The sequence below is a fragment of the Variovorax jilinensis genome (assembly GCF_030316885.1).
In the GTDB taxonomy this organism is placed as follows: domain Bacteria; phylum Pseudomonadota; class Gammaproteobacteria; order Burkholderiales; family Burkholderiaceae_C; genus Variovorax; species Variovorax jilinensis.
In genome coordinates, this window is the sequence record NZ_JASZYQ010000013.1 from 65,091 (window position 1) to 81,768 (window position 16,678).

The 16,678-nt window shown below is 65.7% G+C and carries 16 protein-coding genes; 9 read left to right on the forward strand and 7 right to left on the reverse strand.

Annotated elements, in window-relative coordinates:
* The first annotated feature begins 40 nt into the window (after nucleotides 1-40).
* Entirely contained in the window at nucleotides 41-706 is a 666-nt protein-coding gene (locus QTH87_RS25850) for an MEDS domain-containing protein (protein ID WP_286613266.1), read from the forward strand.
* A 28-nt stretch (nucleotides 707-734) separates the two neighbouring features.
* Here the strand turns inward: QTH87_RS25850 and trxA are convergent, their stop codons facing one another.
* The 4 genes from trxA to htpX all read right to left on the reverse strand — a co-directional run bounded on the left by trxA (nucleotide 735) and on the right by htpX (nucleotide 4,454).
* A complete protein-coding gene (gene trxA / locus QTH87_RS25855; RefSeq protein WP_286613267.1) occupies nucleotides 735-1,118 on the reverse strand; it encodes a thioredoxin in 384 nt (127 codons plus the stop codon).
* A 14-nt stretch (nucleotides 1,119-1,132) separates the two neighbouring features.
* A complete protein-coding gene (locus tag QTH87_RS25860; protein WP_286613268.1) occupies nucleotides 1,133-1,972 on the reverse strand; it encodes a universal stress protein in 840 nt (279 codons plus the stop codon).
* 279 nt (nucleotides 1,973-2,251) lie between these two features.
* Nucleotides 2,252-3,538, reverse strand: coding sequence for an NAD(P)/FAD-dependent oxidoreductase (locus QTH87_RS25865; RefSeq protein WP_286613270.1), 1,287 nt, complete (start codon nucleotides 3,536-3,538; stop codon nucleotides 2,252-2,254).
* 10 nt (nucleotides 3,539-3,548) lie between these two features.
* Nucleotides 3,549-4,454 carry a protease HtpX gene (gene htpX, locus QTH87_RS25870; protein WP_286613272.1) on the reverse strand — a complete coding sequence of 302 codons (906 nt, stop codon included), beginning with the start codon at nucleotides 4,452-4,454 and terminating at the stop codon, nucleotides 3,549-3,551.
* A 571-nt stretch (nucleotides 4,455-5,025) separates the two neighbouring features.
* On the opposite strand from htpX, the gene QTH87_RS25875 reads away from it, so the two are divergent.
* The 5 genes from QTH87_RS25875 to QTH87_RS25895 all read left to right on the forward strand — a co-directional run bounded on the left by QTH87_RS25875 (nucleotide 5,026) and on the right by QTH87_RS25895 (nucleotide 10,366).
* Nucleotides 5,026-5,697, forward strand: a complete 672-nt coding sequence (locus QTH87_RS25875) for a BON domain-containing protein (protein ID WP_286613273.1) — start codon at nucleotides 5,026-5,028, stop codon at nucleotides 5,695-5,697.
* A 179-nt stretch (nucleotides 5,698-5,876) separates the two neighbouring features.
* Nucleotides 5,877-6,422: an HdeD family acid-resistance protein gene (locus QTH87_RS25880; RefSeq protein ID WP_286613275.1), complete on the forward strand. Its 546-nt coding sequence runs from the start codon at nucleotides 5,877-5,879 to the stop codon at nucleotides 6,420-6,422.
* A 28-nt stretch (nucleotides 6,423-6,450) separates the two neighbouring features.
* A complete protein-coding gene (locus QTH87_RS25885; RefSeq protein WP_286613277.1) occupies nucleotides 6,451-7,014 on the forward strand; it encodes an Hsp20/alpha crystallin family protein in 564 nt (187 codons plus the stop codon).
* Between the two features lie 69 nt (nucleotides 7,015-7,083).
* Nucleotides 7,084-7,497: a PRC-barrel domain-containing protein gene (locus QTH87_RS25890; RefSeq protein ID WP_286613278.1), complete on the forward strand. Its 414-nt coding sequence runs from the start codon at nucleotides 7,084-7,086 to the stop codon at nucleotides 7,495-7,497.
* Nucleotides 7,498-7,510: 13 nt separating this feature from the next.
* A complete protein-coding gene (locus tag QTH87_RS25895) occupies nucleotides 7,511-10,366 on the forward strand; it encodes an ATP-dependent Clp protease ATP-binding subunit (RefSeq protein WP_286613279.1) in 2,856 nt (951 codons plus the stop codon).
* Between the two features lie 88 nt (nucleotides 10,367-10,454).
* On the opposite strand, the gene QTH87_RS25900 is transcribed toward QTH87_RS25895, so the two are convergent.
* Complete coding sequence (locus tag QTH87_RS25900; protein WP_286613282.1) at nucleotides 10,455-13,103, reverse strand: excinuclease ABC subunit UvrA; 2,649 nt, start codon at nucleotides 13,101-13,103, stop codon at nucleotides 10,455-10,457.
* Nucleotides 13,104-13,730: 627 nt separating this feature from the next.
* Between QTH87_RS25900 and QTH87_RS25905 the strand changes: the two genes are divergently transcribed.
* The gene (locus QTH87_RS25905; protein WP_286613284.1) at nucleotides 13,731-14,354 is read left to right on the forward strand and encodes a tyrosine-type recombinase/integrase; all 624 of its coding nucleotides are present in this window, start codon (nucleotides 13,731-13,733) and stop codon (nucleotides 14,352-14,354) included.
* Between the two features lie 217 nt (nucleotides 14,355-14,571).
* Here QTH87_RS25905 and arsH read toward each other — a convergent pair whose 3' ends face one another.
* Nucleotides 14,572-15,339: an arsenical resistance protein ArsH gene (arsH, locus tag QTH87_RS25910; protein WP_286613285.1), complete on the reverse strand. Its 768-nt coding sequence runs from the start codon at nucleotides 15,337-15,339 to the stop codon at nucleotides 14,572-14,574.
* The gene (gene arsC, locus QTH87_RS25915; protein WP_286613286.1) at nucleotides 15,314-15,748 is read right to left on the reverse strand and encodes an arsenate reductase (glutaredoxin); all 435 of its coding nucleotides are present in this window, start codon (nucleotides 15,746-15,748) and stop codon (nucleotides 15,314-15,316) included. The genes arsH and arsC overlap by 26 nt, the downstream gene beginning before the upstream one ends.
* A 29-nt stretch (nucleotides 15,749-15,777) precedes the next feature.
* Here arsC and QTH87_RS25920 point away from each other — a divergent pair, with 29 nt between their 5' ends.
* Together QTH87_RS25920 and QTH87_RS25925 are read left to right on the forward strand one after the other, a co-directional pair.
* Entirely contained in the window at nucleotides 15,778-16,101 is a 324-nt protein-coding gene (locus tag QTH87_RS25920; RefSeq protein ID WP_286613287.1) for an ArsR/SmtB family transcription factor, read from the forward strand.
* Nucleotides 16,102-16,138: 37 nt separating this feature from the next.
* Nucleotides 16,139-16,678 (forward strand): arsenic resistance protein (locus QTH87_RS25925; protein ID WP_444812849.1); only part of this gene is annotated, 540 nt, incomplete at its 3' end.

Genomic DNA, 16,678 nt, shown 5'->3' on the forward strand with positions numbered 1-16,678 from the left:
CGGTTTGGCGTACGTTGGCAGAAAACCTGGAGGAATTATCATGAATTCAAGTTTCACCGGCCTCGTGGCTTTGTCGTCCGGTCAGGGCGAACAGGTCGCCATGGAAATCGCCGGCTCGACACTGGGCAAGTACCGCCACATCTGCGCCTTCTTCCGCACCGCCGAGGAGGAAAACCGCATCATGATGCCCTTCATCAAGGATGGGCTCGAGCGAGGCGATCGGGCCTTCCAGATCGTTGACGCGTCGCTTCGCGATGAACATCTGCGGCAGCTCTATGCGGCCGGCATCGACGTCGCGCAGGAGGAGCGCGAAGGGATGCTCGAGGTCCACTCGGTGTTCGACATGTACCTGCGGGACGGGCACTTCGACGTTTCCCGCATGCTCAGCTTCATCCAGCAGCATATCTCGGGCGGTGCGCAGACCCCGATCTCACGGATCACCGGTCACGCCGAATGGGCTGGCGAAGACTGGCCGGGCGTGGAAGACTTCCTCGAGTACGAAGCCCGCCTCAACGACGTAGTGCCGGAAGGGCGCGATACCGTGGTGTGCATGTACGACCTTTCGAAGACCAGTGCGGCGCTGATGGCAGACGTCCTGCGCACGCACCCCGTCACTATCCTAGGTGGCGTGCTGCACGAGAACCCCTTCTTCACACCTGCGGACCAATTCATCACCGAACTTCGTGCGCGCAAGGAAGCGTCCTGACGGCCCGCATTCCGGCGCAGCAGGCTCGTTACCAGTCCAGGTCGATCTGCGGGCGCCCCGGATCCTGTTGCACCGCGGCAGGTCTGCGCGGCAGGTGCCGGTCCACGAAGGCGCCGAGCTGGGACTCGCTCATCATCCCCGGCTGCATGGCCAGCTTCTGGCTCTGGTGGAACAGCATCAGCGTGGGCACCGAACGGATCGCATATTTCGCCGCGATGGACGGCGCCTCGTCGATGTCGACCTTGACGACGGCCAGTTCCTGACGCCGGCGCTCCGCGAAGGACTCCAGCGCCGGCGCCATGGCCTGGCACGGTCCGCACCAGGAGGCCGAAAAATCGACCAGCACCGGATTCTGCTGCGCTGCGAGCGTCGATTCGAAATCGCGTTCGCCTGCATGGATTACTGCTGACATGTGGCCTCCCTCTTTCAATGCGCCATCAGCACGGGCAGCGTCATCGAGCGCAGCACGGTCCGCGTCACGCCGCCGAGCAGCAGTTCGTGGATGCGATGGTGACCGTAGCAGCCCATCACCAGCAGGTCACTGGCCTGATCCGCGGCGTGGGACAGCAGCAGCTCGCCCAGCTCACTCGGCTCGTCGGGGTAGCGGTTCGCGGACGCCTCGACGCCATGCCAGCGCAGCGCGCGCACGATGCCGAAGGTGGTCTCCGCCGGGCCGTAGTTGTCCGGTCCCCAGGACACCACGTGCACGCGCTTGGCGCGCCGTATCAGCGGCAGCGCGCCGGCAACGGCGCGGGCACATTCGCGCGTGGGCTTCCATGCGATGAGCACGTTCTGGCCGACGGCCGGATAACGCCCGACATACGGAAGCACCAGGGCCGGCTTACCGCTTTCCATCACGACCGATTCGACAAAGTCCCTCGGAACGTCCCGCGTTCGCGGCTCTTCGGGATCATGCTGGCCCAGCACCATCAGATCGACATAGAGCGAGGCCTGCGCCGTGCCCCAGACGGGCGGATCGCCCGGCACCTCCGCCCAGGTCATGGCCGGATCGCCGGAGGCCAGGGCCCCGTTGAACAGGCTGCGGGCGAAGTCGCGATGCTCGGGGTCGATCTGGGGCACGATCGGCACGGCCAGGGCCTCGACATCGACGCGCAGCGGCAAGGGCAACAAGCGCGGCTCGATGGCCAGCAGCGCGATCAGGGTCGCCGCGCCGTGGGCCGGCGCGATCTTGCGCGCCATCGCGAGCCGCTCCGCGCAGCGCGGCGAGGCATCCAGGTGAACCAGGATGGATTGGTAGCCGTCCATGTCATTGCTCCCGGTGCGCTGCCGCGACGGGCACATCGTCCGTATCCATGGATGAGGTCCTGGAATCTGGCTGTGCGCACGGGGCGAGAGCCAGCGCGACGACGAGGGAAAGTGTCTTCATCGGGTCTCCTTGAGATTGCAGGTCAAAGATGTGATGGGTCGAGCATAGGAATCGCACCTGCGCCGCGTCTTCCTGGGGCCTGCGATTCGTGTCCAATTGCGGGGGTGACGGCTGCGGCGGGCCTATTGGCAGTTGATGACGCGTGAAGAAGGCGACATTCAGCTGGCGTCGAGATGGCGGTGCACAAAGGCCACCGCCATCGCGCCTTCGCCCACCGCCGACGCGACGCGGCGCACCGCGTTGTGCCGCACGTCGCCGGCCGCGAAAACGCCTGGGGTGCTGGTCTCGAGAAAGTACGGCTCGCGGTCCAGCGGCCACTGCGGCGGGCGCCGGCCACCTTGCAGCAGATCAGGGCCGGTGAGGACGTAGCCTGCCTCGTCGCGCTCCATGCCGATCGATTCCGCCCAATGGGTTTGCGGCTCGCCGCCGATGCACACGAAGAGCCATTGCGTCGCGACGCGGCGTTCGGCACCTGTCGCGAGGTCGCGCAACGTGATCTCGCGCAGCGCGGCATCGCCGTGCAGCGCACTCACCTCCGTGCGCGCAAGGACCTCGATGTTGGCACTGGTGGCAATGCGGTCGATCAGGTAGCGCGACAGGGTGCCCTTCAGCGATGCGTCCCGTATCACCATGCTGACGCGACTCGCGTGCGGCGCGAAGTGCATCGCCGCCTGGCCGGCCGAGTTGCCGCCGCCGACGATGAACACATGCTGACCGCGCGCCAGCGGTGCCTCGCTGGCGCCGGCGCCGTAGTAGAGGCCTGAGCCCATCAACTGATCCTCGTTGGGCAGTCCGAGCCGCCGGTAGGCCACGCCGGTGGCACAGATTGCGGCGCGCGCGACGATTCGAGTGCCGTCCTCGAGCACGCCCACGCCGCGTCCGGGCTCCAGTTCTGCGCGCACGCCTTCGCGGGCAAGCAGGATCTCGACGCCGAACTTGCACGCCTGCTCGCGGGCGCGCTCCGCGAGGTCCATGCCGCTGATGCCCTGCGGAAATCCCAGGTAGTTCTCGATCTTCGAACTGCTGCCGGCCTGGCCGCCGACCGCCAGGCGCTCGACCAGAACGGTCGACAGGCCGTCGGCCCCGGCGTACACCGCGGCGCTCAGGCCGGCCGGCCCGGCGCCGTAGATGGCCAGGTCGTATTCCGAGCGCGACGGATTCCTGAACCAGCCGAGCTTCTCGGTGATCTGCCGGATCGTCGGGCATTCCATGCGTGTGCCGTCGGGGAAGAGGCAGACCGGCAGGCGCGCATCGTGCAGGTGGTCGACCTGCACTTTGCTGCGTGCGCTGTCGTCGCTCGGCAGAGGGATCCATTCGAAGGGCACGTCGCTGCGATGCAGGAAGTCGCGTATAGCCCAGGCGGCGGCATTGCCCAGCCGTCCGTAAATCCTCACCAGCGCCGGCCCCGCCGGCGACGGCGGCGCTCTGAAATCGTTGAAGGCCATGATCCAAGCCTCAGTTCGCCCACGGCACGGGGCTTCCATGTCCGACCTGCAGCGCTGCGATGCGCTGCTCCAGCGGCGGATGGCTGGCGAACAGATGCATCCACGACGGCAGGCCGGCGAAGCCCAGCGTCCGCAGCGACTGCGGCAGCTCACCGGCTTCGATGCCGCCAAGACGGCCCAGCGCGCGAATCATCGGCTCCGGTGTTCCCAAGAGGCGTGCCGACCCCGCGTCGGCGCGGAACTCGCGGTGGCGCGAGAACCACGCCACGATCAGTGAAGCCGCTATGCCGAACACGATCTCGCAGGCGAACACCGTCGCGTAATAGCCGATCCCGCCGCCGGCGTGTTCGTCATCGTCGCGGCGAAGCACGAGCCTGTCGACCAGGTAGCCGACCATGCGCGCGAAGAACACCACGAAGGTGTTGACCACGCCCTGGACCAGGGTCATGGTCACCATGTCGCCGTTGGCCACGTGGGACACCTCGTGGCCCAGCACCGCCTCGATCTCCGCGCGGTTCATGCTTTGCATCAGGCCGGTCGACACGGCCACGAGCGATGCGTTGCGAAAGGCACCGGTCGCGAAGGCGTTGGGCGCACCGGGGTAGATCGCGACCTCCGGTTGGCCGATGCCCGCGCGCCGCGCCAGCGCGTGCACGGTGTCGCGCAGCCAGACCTCGTCGGTGCTCTGCGGCTGCTCGATGATCCGAGCGCCGGTGGACCATTTCGCGATCTGCTTGGACATCAGCAGCGAGATGAACGAACCGCCGAAGCCGATCACCAGCGAGAAGATCATCAGCGTGCCGACGTCCAACCCAGCGGCAGTCAGAAAGCGGTCCACGCCCAGCAGCCGCACGGTGACCGACATCACCATCATCACCGCGAGGTTGGTGGCGAGGAAGAGGAACAGACGCTTCATCGGGCTTCTCCTTGAGTGGGGTTCGGCGCATTCGGTACTGCGAAGCGAGGGTCTCGTCGGATTCGAGAATCGTCGGCTCGGCAGCCTGCTCCTCATCTCCAATGATTGACTCTCGACGGGTCAGCGTAAGGCGCAGTGGCCGCAGTCGTCTTCCGGATTCCTGCGCATGCTGGCGAAGCCCGGCGCTGGGCAGTGCGTCGCATTTCAAGCACATGGCATCGCGAGCGAAGGGCGCATGGCAGGTCACCGAGCGAGGCCTCGGCATCAAGAGGTCGATGACCCCTTCCATTGCGTCCGCATGATCAAGCAGCGACCGGCAGCCCCGGCATCTCTAACGGGCAGGCGGCCATACCGGCCTCACGCCGCGCAGCTTCAGGATGAATGCGCGGCAGTGGCTTGATTCGTTGCGCGCAGTCCCGCGACATAGCTGCGCAGGTCTGAGCAAGACCGGGCCGATCTGCAGACCTATTCTTCAAGCAACCGACTTTCGCGCCATTGCGCCCGCGTGTGGTTGTCGGATGGAAGTCGCTTCTCCCCAGCGGGCGCTGGATGAACAGATAGAGGATCAATCATGACTGTTGCTACCGCTGCCCGCACCGACGTCGATATTCAGAACGAGGTGCTGGCCGAACTGAAATGGGAACCACGCGTGCAATCCAACGAGATCGGCGTGGCCGTGAAAGAAGGCGTCGTCACGCTGACCGGCTATGTCGATTCCTACACCAAGCGCTGGGCGGCGGAAGAGGCTTCGCATCGCGTGCGCGGAGTGAAGGCCGTGGCCAACGACATCGAGGTCCGGCTGGGTACCAGCTACGAGCGCACCGACTCGGATATTGCCGCCGCCGCAGCGCGCGCCCTGCAATGGGACATTCTGCTGGAGCGGGAAAAGATCGACGTCACCGTCTCCAAGGGCTGGGTCACGCTGAAGGGCACGGTCGATTGGCAATACAAGAAGCAGCAGGCCGAGCGGGTAGTGCGCAATCTCGCCGGCGTGAAGGGCGTCAGCAACCTGATCGAGATGAAGCCCAAGGCGCAACCTTCGGACATCAAGAAGCAGGTCGAGGAGGCACTGGTACGCAGTGCGCAGACCGACGCCGCGCGGATCACGGTCGAGGTGGACGGTGGCAAGGTGACCCTCAAGGGCAGGGTGCGCGCCTGGGCCGAGCGCGAGGAAGCGGAGCGCGCGGCCTGGAAGGCGCCGGGCGTCAGCGCGGTCGAGAACCGCATCACGATCGGTCTTTGAGTCTGGCTCCGCACCTTTGCGGTACGAACGGCAGGATCGGGCAAGACAGGCCGTCGCCGGCGCTCTAGCCTCGATCCTCCCACCGACTTATACGAAGGAGCATTCAGATGTCGACCAATGCAGATCCTGGGGCGAATGGCGAGTCATCGAATACGCAAGCCGACGGCGCGGCGTCCTGGATGTTGATCTTGCGCGGCGCATTCGCGATCCTTTTCGGGGTGCTCGCGATCGCGTGGCCGGGCCTGACGCTGATCCTGCTCCTGGCGATGTTCGCGGCCTACACGCTGGTTGGCGGTTTTTCCTCGGTGGCGGCCGCCTTCGTGAGGCGGCGCAGCGATCCGCAATGGTGGCTGCTTCTGCTGCTGGGCAGCGTGAGCGTCGGGGCCGGCGTCTATACGCTGGTCTATCCCGCGCTGACCGCCCTCGTGCTGGTGCTGATCATGGGCGTCAACGCGGTATTGACCGGTGCGCTCGACATCGCGCTTGCGATCCGCCTGCGCCGCGTGCTGCGCGCCAGGTGGCCACTGGTGCTGAGCGGCATCGTCTCGCTGGTGTTCGGCGCGCTGGTCATCGCGGCGCCCGGGGCTGGCGCGCTGACCCTCGTGTGGCTGATCAGCCTGCATGCGGTGCTCACCGGCGTGCTGCTGCTCGGCGTGGGCCTGCATATCCGACGGGCAGCAAAAGAACCCGCGACGCACGCGCCGCTCGCAGTGGGCAGCCATTGAGTCTTCAGTCTCAACAAGGAGTTCGAACATGACACTCGATTCACAGAAGTGGTTTCCCTTCAAGTTCAACCGAAGCGGCGCCGCCGAGCGGCCTGCCGACAGCGGCGCCACCGGCGAGGCTTCGTCGCAGGCGCGCTCGTCCACTGAGTGGCCCGCACCGACGAAGCTGCTGCAGGCGCTGGACCCCTTCAACATGCTGCCGGGCCCGTTGCGCGGCGCATTCGGCGGGACAAGCGGGTGGTTCGGCGACTTCGGCCCGGCCGTGTTCGAGCCGCGCATCGACATCTTCGACGACGGCGACGCATTGCGCCTCACGGCCGAGCTGCCAGGCATGGAAAAGAAGGACCTGGAAATAGACGTCGCAGACAACATCCTGGTGTTGCGCGGCGAGAAGCGCGTGGATGCCAAGCGGGTCGGGCAGGCCTGCTATCCGCTCGAGCGGGCTTTCGGCAGTTTCCAGCGCGTGCTGCCGCTGCACGATGGTGTGGACCTGGAGCAGGCCGAGGCACGCTTCGACCAGGGCGTGCTGACGCTGCGACTGCCAAAGAAGGCCGGTGACACCAAGGCTTCGCGCAAGCTCGAGATCAAGTGATTCCCTTCAACCCCTACGGAGTAAAACATCATGGACACGAAACTTCTTCGCACCAGCATCGCTTGTGCAATGCTCGGCCTCGGCCTGACGCAACTCGCCGGCGGCCAGGCAGCCCCTGACCCCGCGGCGCCGAAGGAAGCGGTCATCAAGGCAGCCCCGGCACCGGTGGCTGCGAAGGCCACGATTGGCGTGACCATCGCCGAAACCCAGTTGGTCGCCACCGGCTACCGCGCCTCGAAGCTGCTTCACCAAGATGTCTACAACGAGAAGGGCGAAAAGATCGGCAAGGTTGACGACCTCGTGGTCTCGACCGACGGCAACCTCTCGACCGCGATCGTGAACGTCGGCGGCTTTCTCGGCATGGGTAAGCACCTGGTTGCGATTCCGGTGCGTCAGTTCACGCACATCGCGCCGAAGGCCGTGCTGCCCAAGGCGAGCAAGGACGAACTGAAGGCCCTGCCGAAGTTCGAATACACCGCCTGAAGAAGGAGCAGTCATGGCCAAGTGCGACGTGTGCGGACGCCCCGCCTCCACCCAACTGACACTGCGCGAAGGCGGCAAGACCCGCCAGGTCGCACTTTGCGACGAACACTATGCGGAGACGATGGGCAGCGCCCTCCGGCGCTCGCCGCTCGAGTCGTTGTTCGGCGGCGGTCTGTTCGACGAGTTCCAGAGCTTCTTCGGCGATCGCGGCTCGCTGTTCGGCGAGTCGCCAGGCGCCGGCGGCGCACGCGGCGCAGGCGGCGCAGGCGGCGACAAGGCGCGGCCACATGCCGGCGCGCCGCGGCGCCAGCGCTCGCGCGAGTCGGTGGACCTGCGCAGCTTCCTGAACGAAGCGGCGATGGATCGGCTCCAGGTCGCAGCCGAGAAGGCGCTGGAGTACGGCAAGGACGAGGTCGACACCGAGCACCTGCTGCTGGCGCTGCTCGACAACGAAATCGTTCAGGAGATCCTGCGCGATTACAAACTGTCGGAGGCGGATTTTCGGTCGAACATCGAAGAGAACGCGCCCCGCGGCGAGCGCAAGGTCGTGAAGGGCGAGACGCCGCAGATCGGTGTGTCGCCGCGCGCCAAGAGCGCCCTTGAGCAGGCCATGATCGCGTCGCGCGAACTTGGCCACAGCTATGTCGGGCCGGAGCACATCCTGATCGGCCTCGTGGAAGAAGAAGACGGCTTTGCCGGCGAACTGCTGCGCAAACTCGGCCTCAATTCGCAGTCGCTGCGCCAGAAGGTCGTCAAGGTCGTCGGCAAGGGCGCGGAGGAAGGCAAGCTCAAGCAGCGCAGCGGCACTCCGACGCTCGACAAGTACGGCCGCGACCTGAGCGAACTGGCCCGACAGGGCAAGCTCGACCCGGTGATCGGCCGCGCTCAGGAGATCGAGACGACGATCGAGGTGCTGGCGCGCCGCAAGAAAAACAACCCGGTGCTGATCGGCGAACCCGGTGTCGGGAAGACCGCGATCGTCGAGGGCCTGGCGCAGCGCATCGTGCAGGACCAGGTGCCCGACGTGCTGCGCGGCAAGCGGGTGATGGAGCTCAACGTCAACAGCATGGTCGCGGGCGCCAAGTACCGCGGCGAATTCGAGGAGCGCGTCAAGCAGGTGCTCGACGAGATCATCGACAGGCAGGACGAGCTGATCATCTTCATCGACGAGCTGCACACCATCGTCGGCGCGGGTGCCGGCGGCGGCGAGGGCGGACTGGACATCGCCAACGTGTTCAAGCCCTCGCTGGCGCGCGGCGAGCTTCACCTGATCGGCGCGACCACGCTCAATGAGTACCAGAAGTACATTGAGAAGGATGCTGCCCTGGAGCGGCGCTTCCAGCCGGTGATGGTGCCGGAGCCCAGCATCGAGGACACGATCGAGATCCTGCGCGGCCTGCGCGACCGACTGGAGGCGCACCACAAGGTGAAGATCAGCGAAGGCGCGATCGAGGCGGCCGCCAAGCTCTCCGCACGCTACATCGCCGCGCGCTTCCTGCCTGACAAGGCGATCGACCTGATCGACCAGGCTGCGGCGCGGGTGCGCATCCATGCCAGCTCGCGGCCGCAGGAGCTGCAGCACATCGAGGCCAACGTCCGCAAGCTGCGCCAGGAGCAGGACGCCGCAGGTGCGGCCAAGCAGTATGACAAGGCCAAGGACCTGGGCGACCGCATCAAGGGCGACGAGAAGAAGCTCGCCGACGCCACTGCGGCCTGGAAGAAGCGGCGTGGCACCAGCTCTTCCGAAGTGAGCGTGGAGGATGTGGCGCAGATCGTCTCGGCGCTGACCGGCGTGCCGGTGTCCGAGCTGACGACCGAGGACCGTGAGAAGCTGCTCCAGCTCGAAGACCGGCTGCGGGAACGCGTGGTCGGCCAGGAGGAGGCGGTGCACGCAGTCAGCGAAGCCGTGCGCATGGCGCGAGCCGGCCTGGGCGAAGCAGGCAAGCCGACCGCGACCTTTCTCTTCCTCGGCCCCACCGGCGTCGGCAAGACCGAGCTGGCCAAGGCCCTGGCAGCGACCGTCTTCGGCAGCGAGGAGTCGCTGGTGCGCATCGACATGAGCGAGTATTCCGAGCGGCACACGGTCGCCCGGCTGGTCGGCGCGCCGCCGGGCTACGTGGGCTACGAGGAGGGCGGCCAGCTCACCGAGCGCGTGCGGCGCCGACCCTACAGCGTCGTGCTGCTCGACGAGATCGAGAAGGCGCATTCCGAGGTGCACAACATCCTGCTGCAGCTGTTCGACGAGGGGCGCCTCACCGACGGCAAGGGACGGGTGATCGACTTCACCAACACCATCGTCATCGCCACCAGCAACCTCGGGTCGGACGTAATCCAGCGCAACCTCAAGGCCGAAGATCGCGAAGTTCTCGAGTACCCGGCGCTGCGCGACCGGTTGATGGAACTGCTGCGCCACCACTTCCGGCCCGAGTTCCTGAACCGAGTCGACGAGGTCGTGGTCTTCCACGCGCTGGGCCGGCCGGAGATTCATGCCATCGTCGGGCTGCAGCTGCAGCGTGTGGCGCGCACGGCGGCCGCGCAGAACGTGCAGCTGGAATTCGACGACTCGCTGGTGGACCACCTGGCGGAGATCGGCTATGACCCCGAGTTCGGCGCCCGCATGCTCAAGCGCAAACTGCGCTCGGAGGTCGAATCGCGGCTGGCAACCGCCATGCTCAAGGGCGAAGTGTCGGCGGGCCAGAGCGTGAAGCTCGGCTACGACCCGGTTCAGAAGGCGCTTCGCATCGACAAGGTGTCCGACGGGACGGTACCGGGCGCGAAGCGGCGTGCCGACGCTACGAAGACGAAAGCGCAAGCAGAGGCGGAAGCGGGGGCGGAGGCCGGTACGGAGGCCGGTACGGTGACGGCCTGAGCGACGACGGCTGGAACGGCGTATTTAAGCGCATGCTGCACACAACTATGGTGAACGCGTGCGGTGCCGCGCTGTCGTGAGCGATCTGCTAGCTTTCACGCGACCGACCGTGCAGCACCGGCGCGAGGTAGCGCGCCGTGAGGCTGCTTGTCGAATCGGCCACATGCGCAGGCGTTCCGGCCGCCACCACGCGGCCACCCCCGTGGCCTGCGCCCGGCCCCATGTCGATCACCCAATCGCACGCCGCCACGACCCGCATGTCGTGCTCCACCACGATCACCGTATTGCCCGCGGCGACCAGGCCGTCGAGCTGCAGCATCAGCTTGTCGACATCGGAGGGATGGAGTCCGGTCGTGGGTTCGTCGAGCACGTACAAACCTTTGCCACGTTGCGCGCGCTGCAGCTCGGAGGCGAGCTTGATGCGTTGTGCCTCGCCGCCTGAGAGTTCGGTGGCGGGCTGGCCCAGGCGGAGGTAGCCCAGGCCGATGGCCTGCAACAGCGTCAGCGGACGCTCCACGGCAGGCTCGTCGATGAAGAAGCCGACAGCTTCGTCAACGGTCATGCGGAGAATGTCGGCGATGCTCTTTCCCCGCCAGGTGATGGCGAGCGTTTTCTCGTTGTAGCGAGCGCCATGGCAAGTCGGGCAGGGCGCGTAGACGCTGGGCATGAACAGCAACTCCACGCTGACGAATCCTTCGCCCTCGCAGGTGTCGCATCGGCCTTTGGCCACATTGAAGGAAAAGCGTCCCGCATCGAAACGCCGTGACTTGGCTGCGGGCGTGGCGGCGAACAACTTGCGCACGTGGTCGAACAGGCCGGTGTAAGTGGCGAGATTCGACCGCGGCGTCCGGCCGATCGGCTTCTGGTCGACATGCACCAGCCTGCGCAGCAACTCTGCGCCGCGCGCGATGTGGCCCGTCACGCGGTCCTGCGCCGCGGCCTCGATCCGGTCTTCTTCCTCGTGTGGGGGCTCGTGACCGAGACGCGCCGCGACCAGTTCCGTCAGGACTCGGGTGACCAGGCTCGATTTGCCGGAACCCGAAACACCGGTGACGGCCGTCAGCACCCCGAGCGGAAACTCGATGTCGAGTCGGGTCAGGTTGTTGCAGCTGACTTGCGCGAGGGCGAGCCAGGCGGCGGGCTCGCGCGGGGTGCGGGGCCGCGGTGGCGCCGTGTCGAACAGGTAGCGCGCGGTATGCGAGGCCTTGACCGCCCGAAGCCCGGCCGGCGGGCCGCTGAAGAGCACCTGGCCTCCCTTTTCGCCGGCATCGGGGCCGACATCGATGAGCCAGTCTGCACGCCGCATGATGTCGAGGTCGTGCTCGACGACGAAAAGGGAGTTGCCGGCCGCCTTGAGCCGGTCCAGGGCAGTCATCAGTGCCTCGCTGTCTGCGGGGTGCAGGCCGGCGGAGGGTTCGTCGAGGACATAGACGACCCCGAACAGATTCGAGCGGATCTGCGTGGCCAGTCGCATCCGTTGCTGTTCGCCGGGCGACAGCGTGGGTGTGAGGCGATCGAGCGAAAGATAGCCGAGGCCGAGTTCCAACAGGGTCGTGACACGCTGGAGCACATCATGGGCGATGCGTTGGGCTGCGATGCGCTTTTCCTCCGAGAGTGCCGGCGTGTGCCGCACGTCCGGGGCGGCAAGATGTGCCGACCCGCCAGCGGCTACGCGCTTCGCCGTGGCGCGCCTGGCCGCATCACGGCTGAGCACGTTGGCCTCGGGCTTCCCGGAAAAGAAGCCATCCGCTGCCGGTGCGAGCACGCCCGCCAGTTCGGAGAGCGGCAGTTGCGACAACGTTCCGATGTCGTGGCCCGCGAAAGTCACCGACAAAGCCTCGCGCTTCAGCCGGCGTCCCTTGCAGGTGGGACAGGCACTGGGCTCCATGAACCGGGCGACGCGCTTCTTCATGAGGTCGCTCTGCGTGGTCGCAAAGGTGTGCAGTACGTATTTGCGGGCGCCCGTGAAGGTTCCCTGGTAGCTCGGCTCCATCTTGCTGCGCAGTGCGGCCCGTGTTTCCGCGGGCGTGAACCCCGCGTACACGGGCACCGTCGGCTGCTCGTCCGTGAAGAGGATCCAGTCGCGCACCTTCTTCGGCAGGTCGCGCCAAGGCTTGTCGACGTCATGGCCCAGCGTCACGAGGATGTCGCGCAGGTTCTGCCCATGCCACGCGGGCGGCCAGGCGGCGATGGCCCGTTCACGAATCGTCAGCGAATCGTCCGGAACCATGGTTCGCTCCGTGACTTCGTAGGTGCGCCCCAGCCCGTGGCACGTGGGGCACGCACCCTGCACCGTGTTGGGCGAGAAGTCTTCGGCGTACAGCATAGGCTGACGCGGCGGGTAGGTGCCGGCGCGCGAATAGAGCATGCGCAATGAACTCGAAATCGTCGTCACGCTCCCGACGGACGAGCGCGAGCTGGACGTGCCGCGCTGCTGCTGCAACGCCACGGCGGGCGGCAGGCCGGTGATCGAATCGAATTCGGGCACGCCGGCCTGGTCGATGAGACGACGTGCGTAGGGCGCGACCGATTCGAGGTAGCGTCGCTGCGCCTCGGCGTAGAGCGTGCCAAAGGCCAGCGAGGATTTGCCCGAACCCGAAACGCCGCTGAACACGACCAGTGCATCGCGTGGCAAGTCGACGTCCACATTCTTGAGGTTGTGTTCGCGTGCGCCGCGGACCCGGACGCATCGGTCTGTCCGTGGGCGGTCTTTGCTCTGCTCGGGATCGTCAACCATGGGAGCCTTTCTGAGGCATCGTTCGTCGGGCCGCTTTGTCGGGCGGCGCCTGCGCAGGCTCGGCACCTTGCACCTTGCGCTTTGTCGCACGGTTGCCTTGTAAGTCACGGCCTCATCCGCGCACACGAACGGACCTCGCAGTCGCTCCGCCAGGCAAGCCCAATCGGTGGTATCTCGGGGTGACTCGGTACACGACCAGCGCTTTCCTGCGTGCTAGCTGGGGCGATGCGCTGTCACGGCGAAGGCTTGCGCCGCACATCCTGAGACGCAGGAAGAAGCCATGGCGGCTTTGCCAGATCCTCTTTCCAATGTTGCAGTTGGGCTTGGGCTCTTGGGAGTTTGGCCTTTCCCCTGGGACGACCTCGGAAAGCCGGACCCGTTTAAGCCTCGCGATCGGCATGTGCCTCCGGCAAGGCGCGCTCCTCTGATGCCCGCTAAGCAGGCGAGACCGGTCGTAGCGGGCGGGCGAACGGATGGCCGGTCGTGGCCGGGACCGCCTGGTGGCGTCGTCGCCCGAAAGCAGCCCTTGGGGCGGTCGGCGCCACTTGGTTTGCTTTGACCGTGGCCAGGGTGGTTGATTGCTGGTCGGTGCATGGTTGATCTCCCTTAACTTGATGGGAGTCCGTCATGGAAGCTACTCATAGCGCCGTTCAACGCGAGCCATGGAACAAGGGAAAGATCGTCGGGCAGAAAGCGCCGTTCAAGGTTAAGGACATCTGGGCGCTTCGGGTTCGCCTTCAGATGGAGCACCGGGTGCGCGAGCTTGCGCTTTTCAACCTCGGGATCGACAGCAAGCTCCGCGGCTGCGACCTAGTCGGCCTCAAAGTGCGGGACATCTGCCACGGCGACCAAGTGGCGGCACGCGCCGTGGTGATGCAGCACAAGACCCAACGTCCTGTGCAGTTCGAGATCACGCCAGTAACGCGCGATGCTGTGCAGAAGTGGATCAAGCAAGCGGGGCGGAAGCCAGAAGATTTTCTGTTCCCAAGCCGTGTCCACGCTTCTCCACATCTCGGCACACGCCAGTACTCTCGTATTCTCGAGGGGTGGGTTGAGGAGCTGGGTCTTGATCCAGCTGAGTACGGTACGCATTCGATGCGGCGAACGAAGGCGACCTTGATCTATCGACGCACCAAGAACCTGCGCGCTGTGCAGTTGCTGCTCGGCCATGCCAAGCTCGAGTCGACGGTGAGGTACCTCGGCATCGAAGTGGATGATGCGTTGGAGATCTCCGAGCAAACTGAAATCTGACCCGCCCCGCAGTCGATCGGACGTACCGGTCGATCGCGGATCTTCAAAGCCGTTGGATGGTACGGCCCCCTGGCAAGGCCCTTGGCGATGCACCCGAACGGTAGCTTCCTAGCGACACCTCAAAATGGCGGTCACGGCCAGCAACGGACGTTCCGAGCGATCGAATGTATGACGCTATTGGCAGCTAAGCAGTCATCTAACAAGGCGCATCAGCGCTTCAGATCGAGCGCTGATTGACTCGCAAGGAAAGCTTCGCCGCGCTCTCCCGCCTCTCGCTGTACCGATCCACCAAGTACCCCGACACATCGCGCGTCAGCAGCGTGAACTTGAACAGCTCCTCCATCACATCGACCACCCGCTCGTAGTAGGCCGATGGCTTCATGCGGCCGAACTCGTCGAACTCGTCGTAGGCCTTGGCGATGGACGACTGGTTGGGGATCGTGATCATGCGCATCCAGCGCCCCAGCACGCGCAGTTGGTTCACCGCGTTGAACGACTGCGAGCCACCCGAGACCTGCATCACGGCGAGCGTCTTGCCCTGCGTCGGCCGCACTGCGCCGACGCTCAGTGGAATCCAGTCGATCTGCGCCTTCATGATGCCGGTCATCGCACCGTGGCGCTCGGGCGAGCACCAGACCATGCCTTCGGCCCACTGCGCCAGGCTGCGCAGCTCCTGCACCTTCGGATGACTGTCGGGCGCACTGTCGGGCAGCGGCAGGCCGGCCGGGTCGAACACGCGCACCTCACCGCCCATGGCCGTCAGAAGCCGGCCGGCTTCTTCAACCGCCAGCCGGCTGAACGACCGGTCGCGCAGAGAGCCGTACAGCAGCAGGAACCTTGGAGCGTGGTCCGAAGGTTGGTGCGGCGCCAACCGATCCAGCGTGGGTGCCTCGAAGAGGCTTGCATCGAGGTTCGGGAGACTCGCCACGGTGCGTGCGTGGCGCTGGGTTTGAAGCGTGCTACCGGACACGGCGACCCTCCGCATCAACGACGATTTCGCCGTCCTCCTTCGTGAACGCGCCGCCTTGCGGCTGCGACAGCAGATCGAGCACCAGTTCGGAGGGCCGGCACAGCTTCGTGCCCAGCGGCGTTTCGACGATCGGCCTGTTCATGAGAATTGGGTGCGCCTCTATGGCGTCGAGCAGTTCGGCGTCGGACCAATTCGGGTCGGCCAGGCCGAGCTCGTCGTAGGGCGTGCCCTTCTGCCGCAGCACTTCGCGCACGGTGATGCCCATGGCCGCGATCAGTTGCTCGAGGCGCTCCCGGCTCGGCGGCGTCTTGAGGTATTCGACAACGACGGGCTCAATGCCGGCGTTTCGGATGAGGGCCAGCGTATTGCCCGAGGTGCCGCATGCCGGGTTGTGAAAGATGGTGATGGAGGAAGGTGATTGCATAACTTCCATCATACGAGTATCGTTGAAATATGGATGAGAAAGATGTCTTGAGATCCCTTGCCGCGCTCGCGCAACCACTGCGCCTGCAGGTGTTCAGGGCCTTGGTGGTTGCCGGCGCCGATGGCCTCACGCCAGGTGCGTTGGTGAAAGCGCTGAGCGTGCCCGCCACCAGCCTGTCCTTTCACCTGAAGGAGCTGACGTCGTCGGGGTTGGTCACGCAGGAACGGCAAAGCCGGAATCTCATCTACCGTGCCGCGTTCAGCCAGGTAGTCGGCCTGATCGGCTACCTGACCGAAAACTGCTGCCAAGGCGCCCCGTGCCTGCCCGCGGCCGAAGCGCTCTGCCAATGCTGACCGACTTCGCGCCGTCCCGAGTCCATCGGCGATCCACATGACGGTTTTACAGACTCTGTACGCCGACGACGCGGCGCCGCCCGCGATCGGCTTCTTCGAGCGCTACCTGACGGTGTGGGTCGCGCTCTGCATCGTCGCTGGCATCGTGCTCGGCCAGCTGCTACCAGGCGTGTTCCGTGCGATCGGCGCCCTCGAGGTGGCTCAGGTCAACGTGCCGGTGGGCGTGCTGATCTGGGTGATGATCATTCCGATGCTGCTGAAGATTGACTTCGCGGCGCTCGGCCAGGTCAAGGCGCACTGGCGCGGCATCGGCGTCACTCTCCTCATCAACTGGGGAGTGAAGCCTTTTTCGATGGCGCTGCTGGGCTACATCTTCATCCGCCACCTGTTCGCGCCGCTCCTGCCGGCGGCGCAACTGGACAGCTATATTGCCGGGCTCATCCTGCTCGCGGCAGCGCCCTGCACGGCCATGGTGTTCGTCTGGAGCCAGCTCTGCAAGGGAGACCCGTACTTCACGCTGTCGCAGGTGGCGCTGAACGACGCGATCATGGTTGTCGCCTTCGCGCCGCTGGTCGCA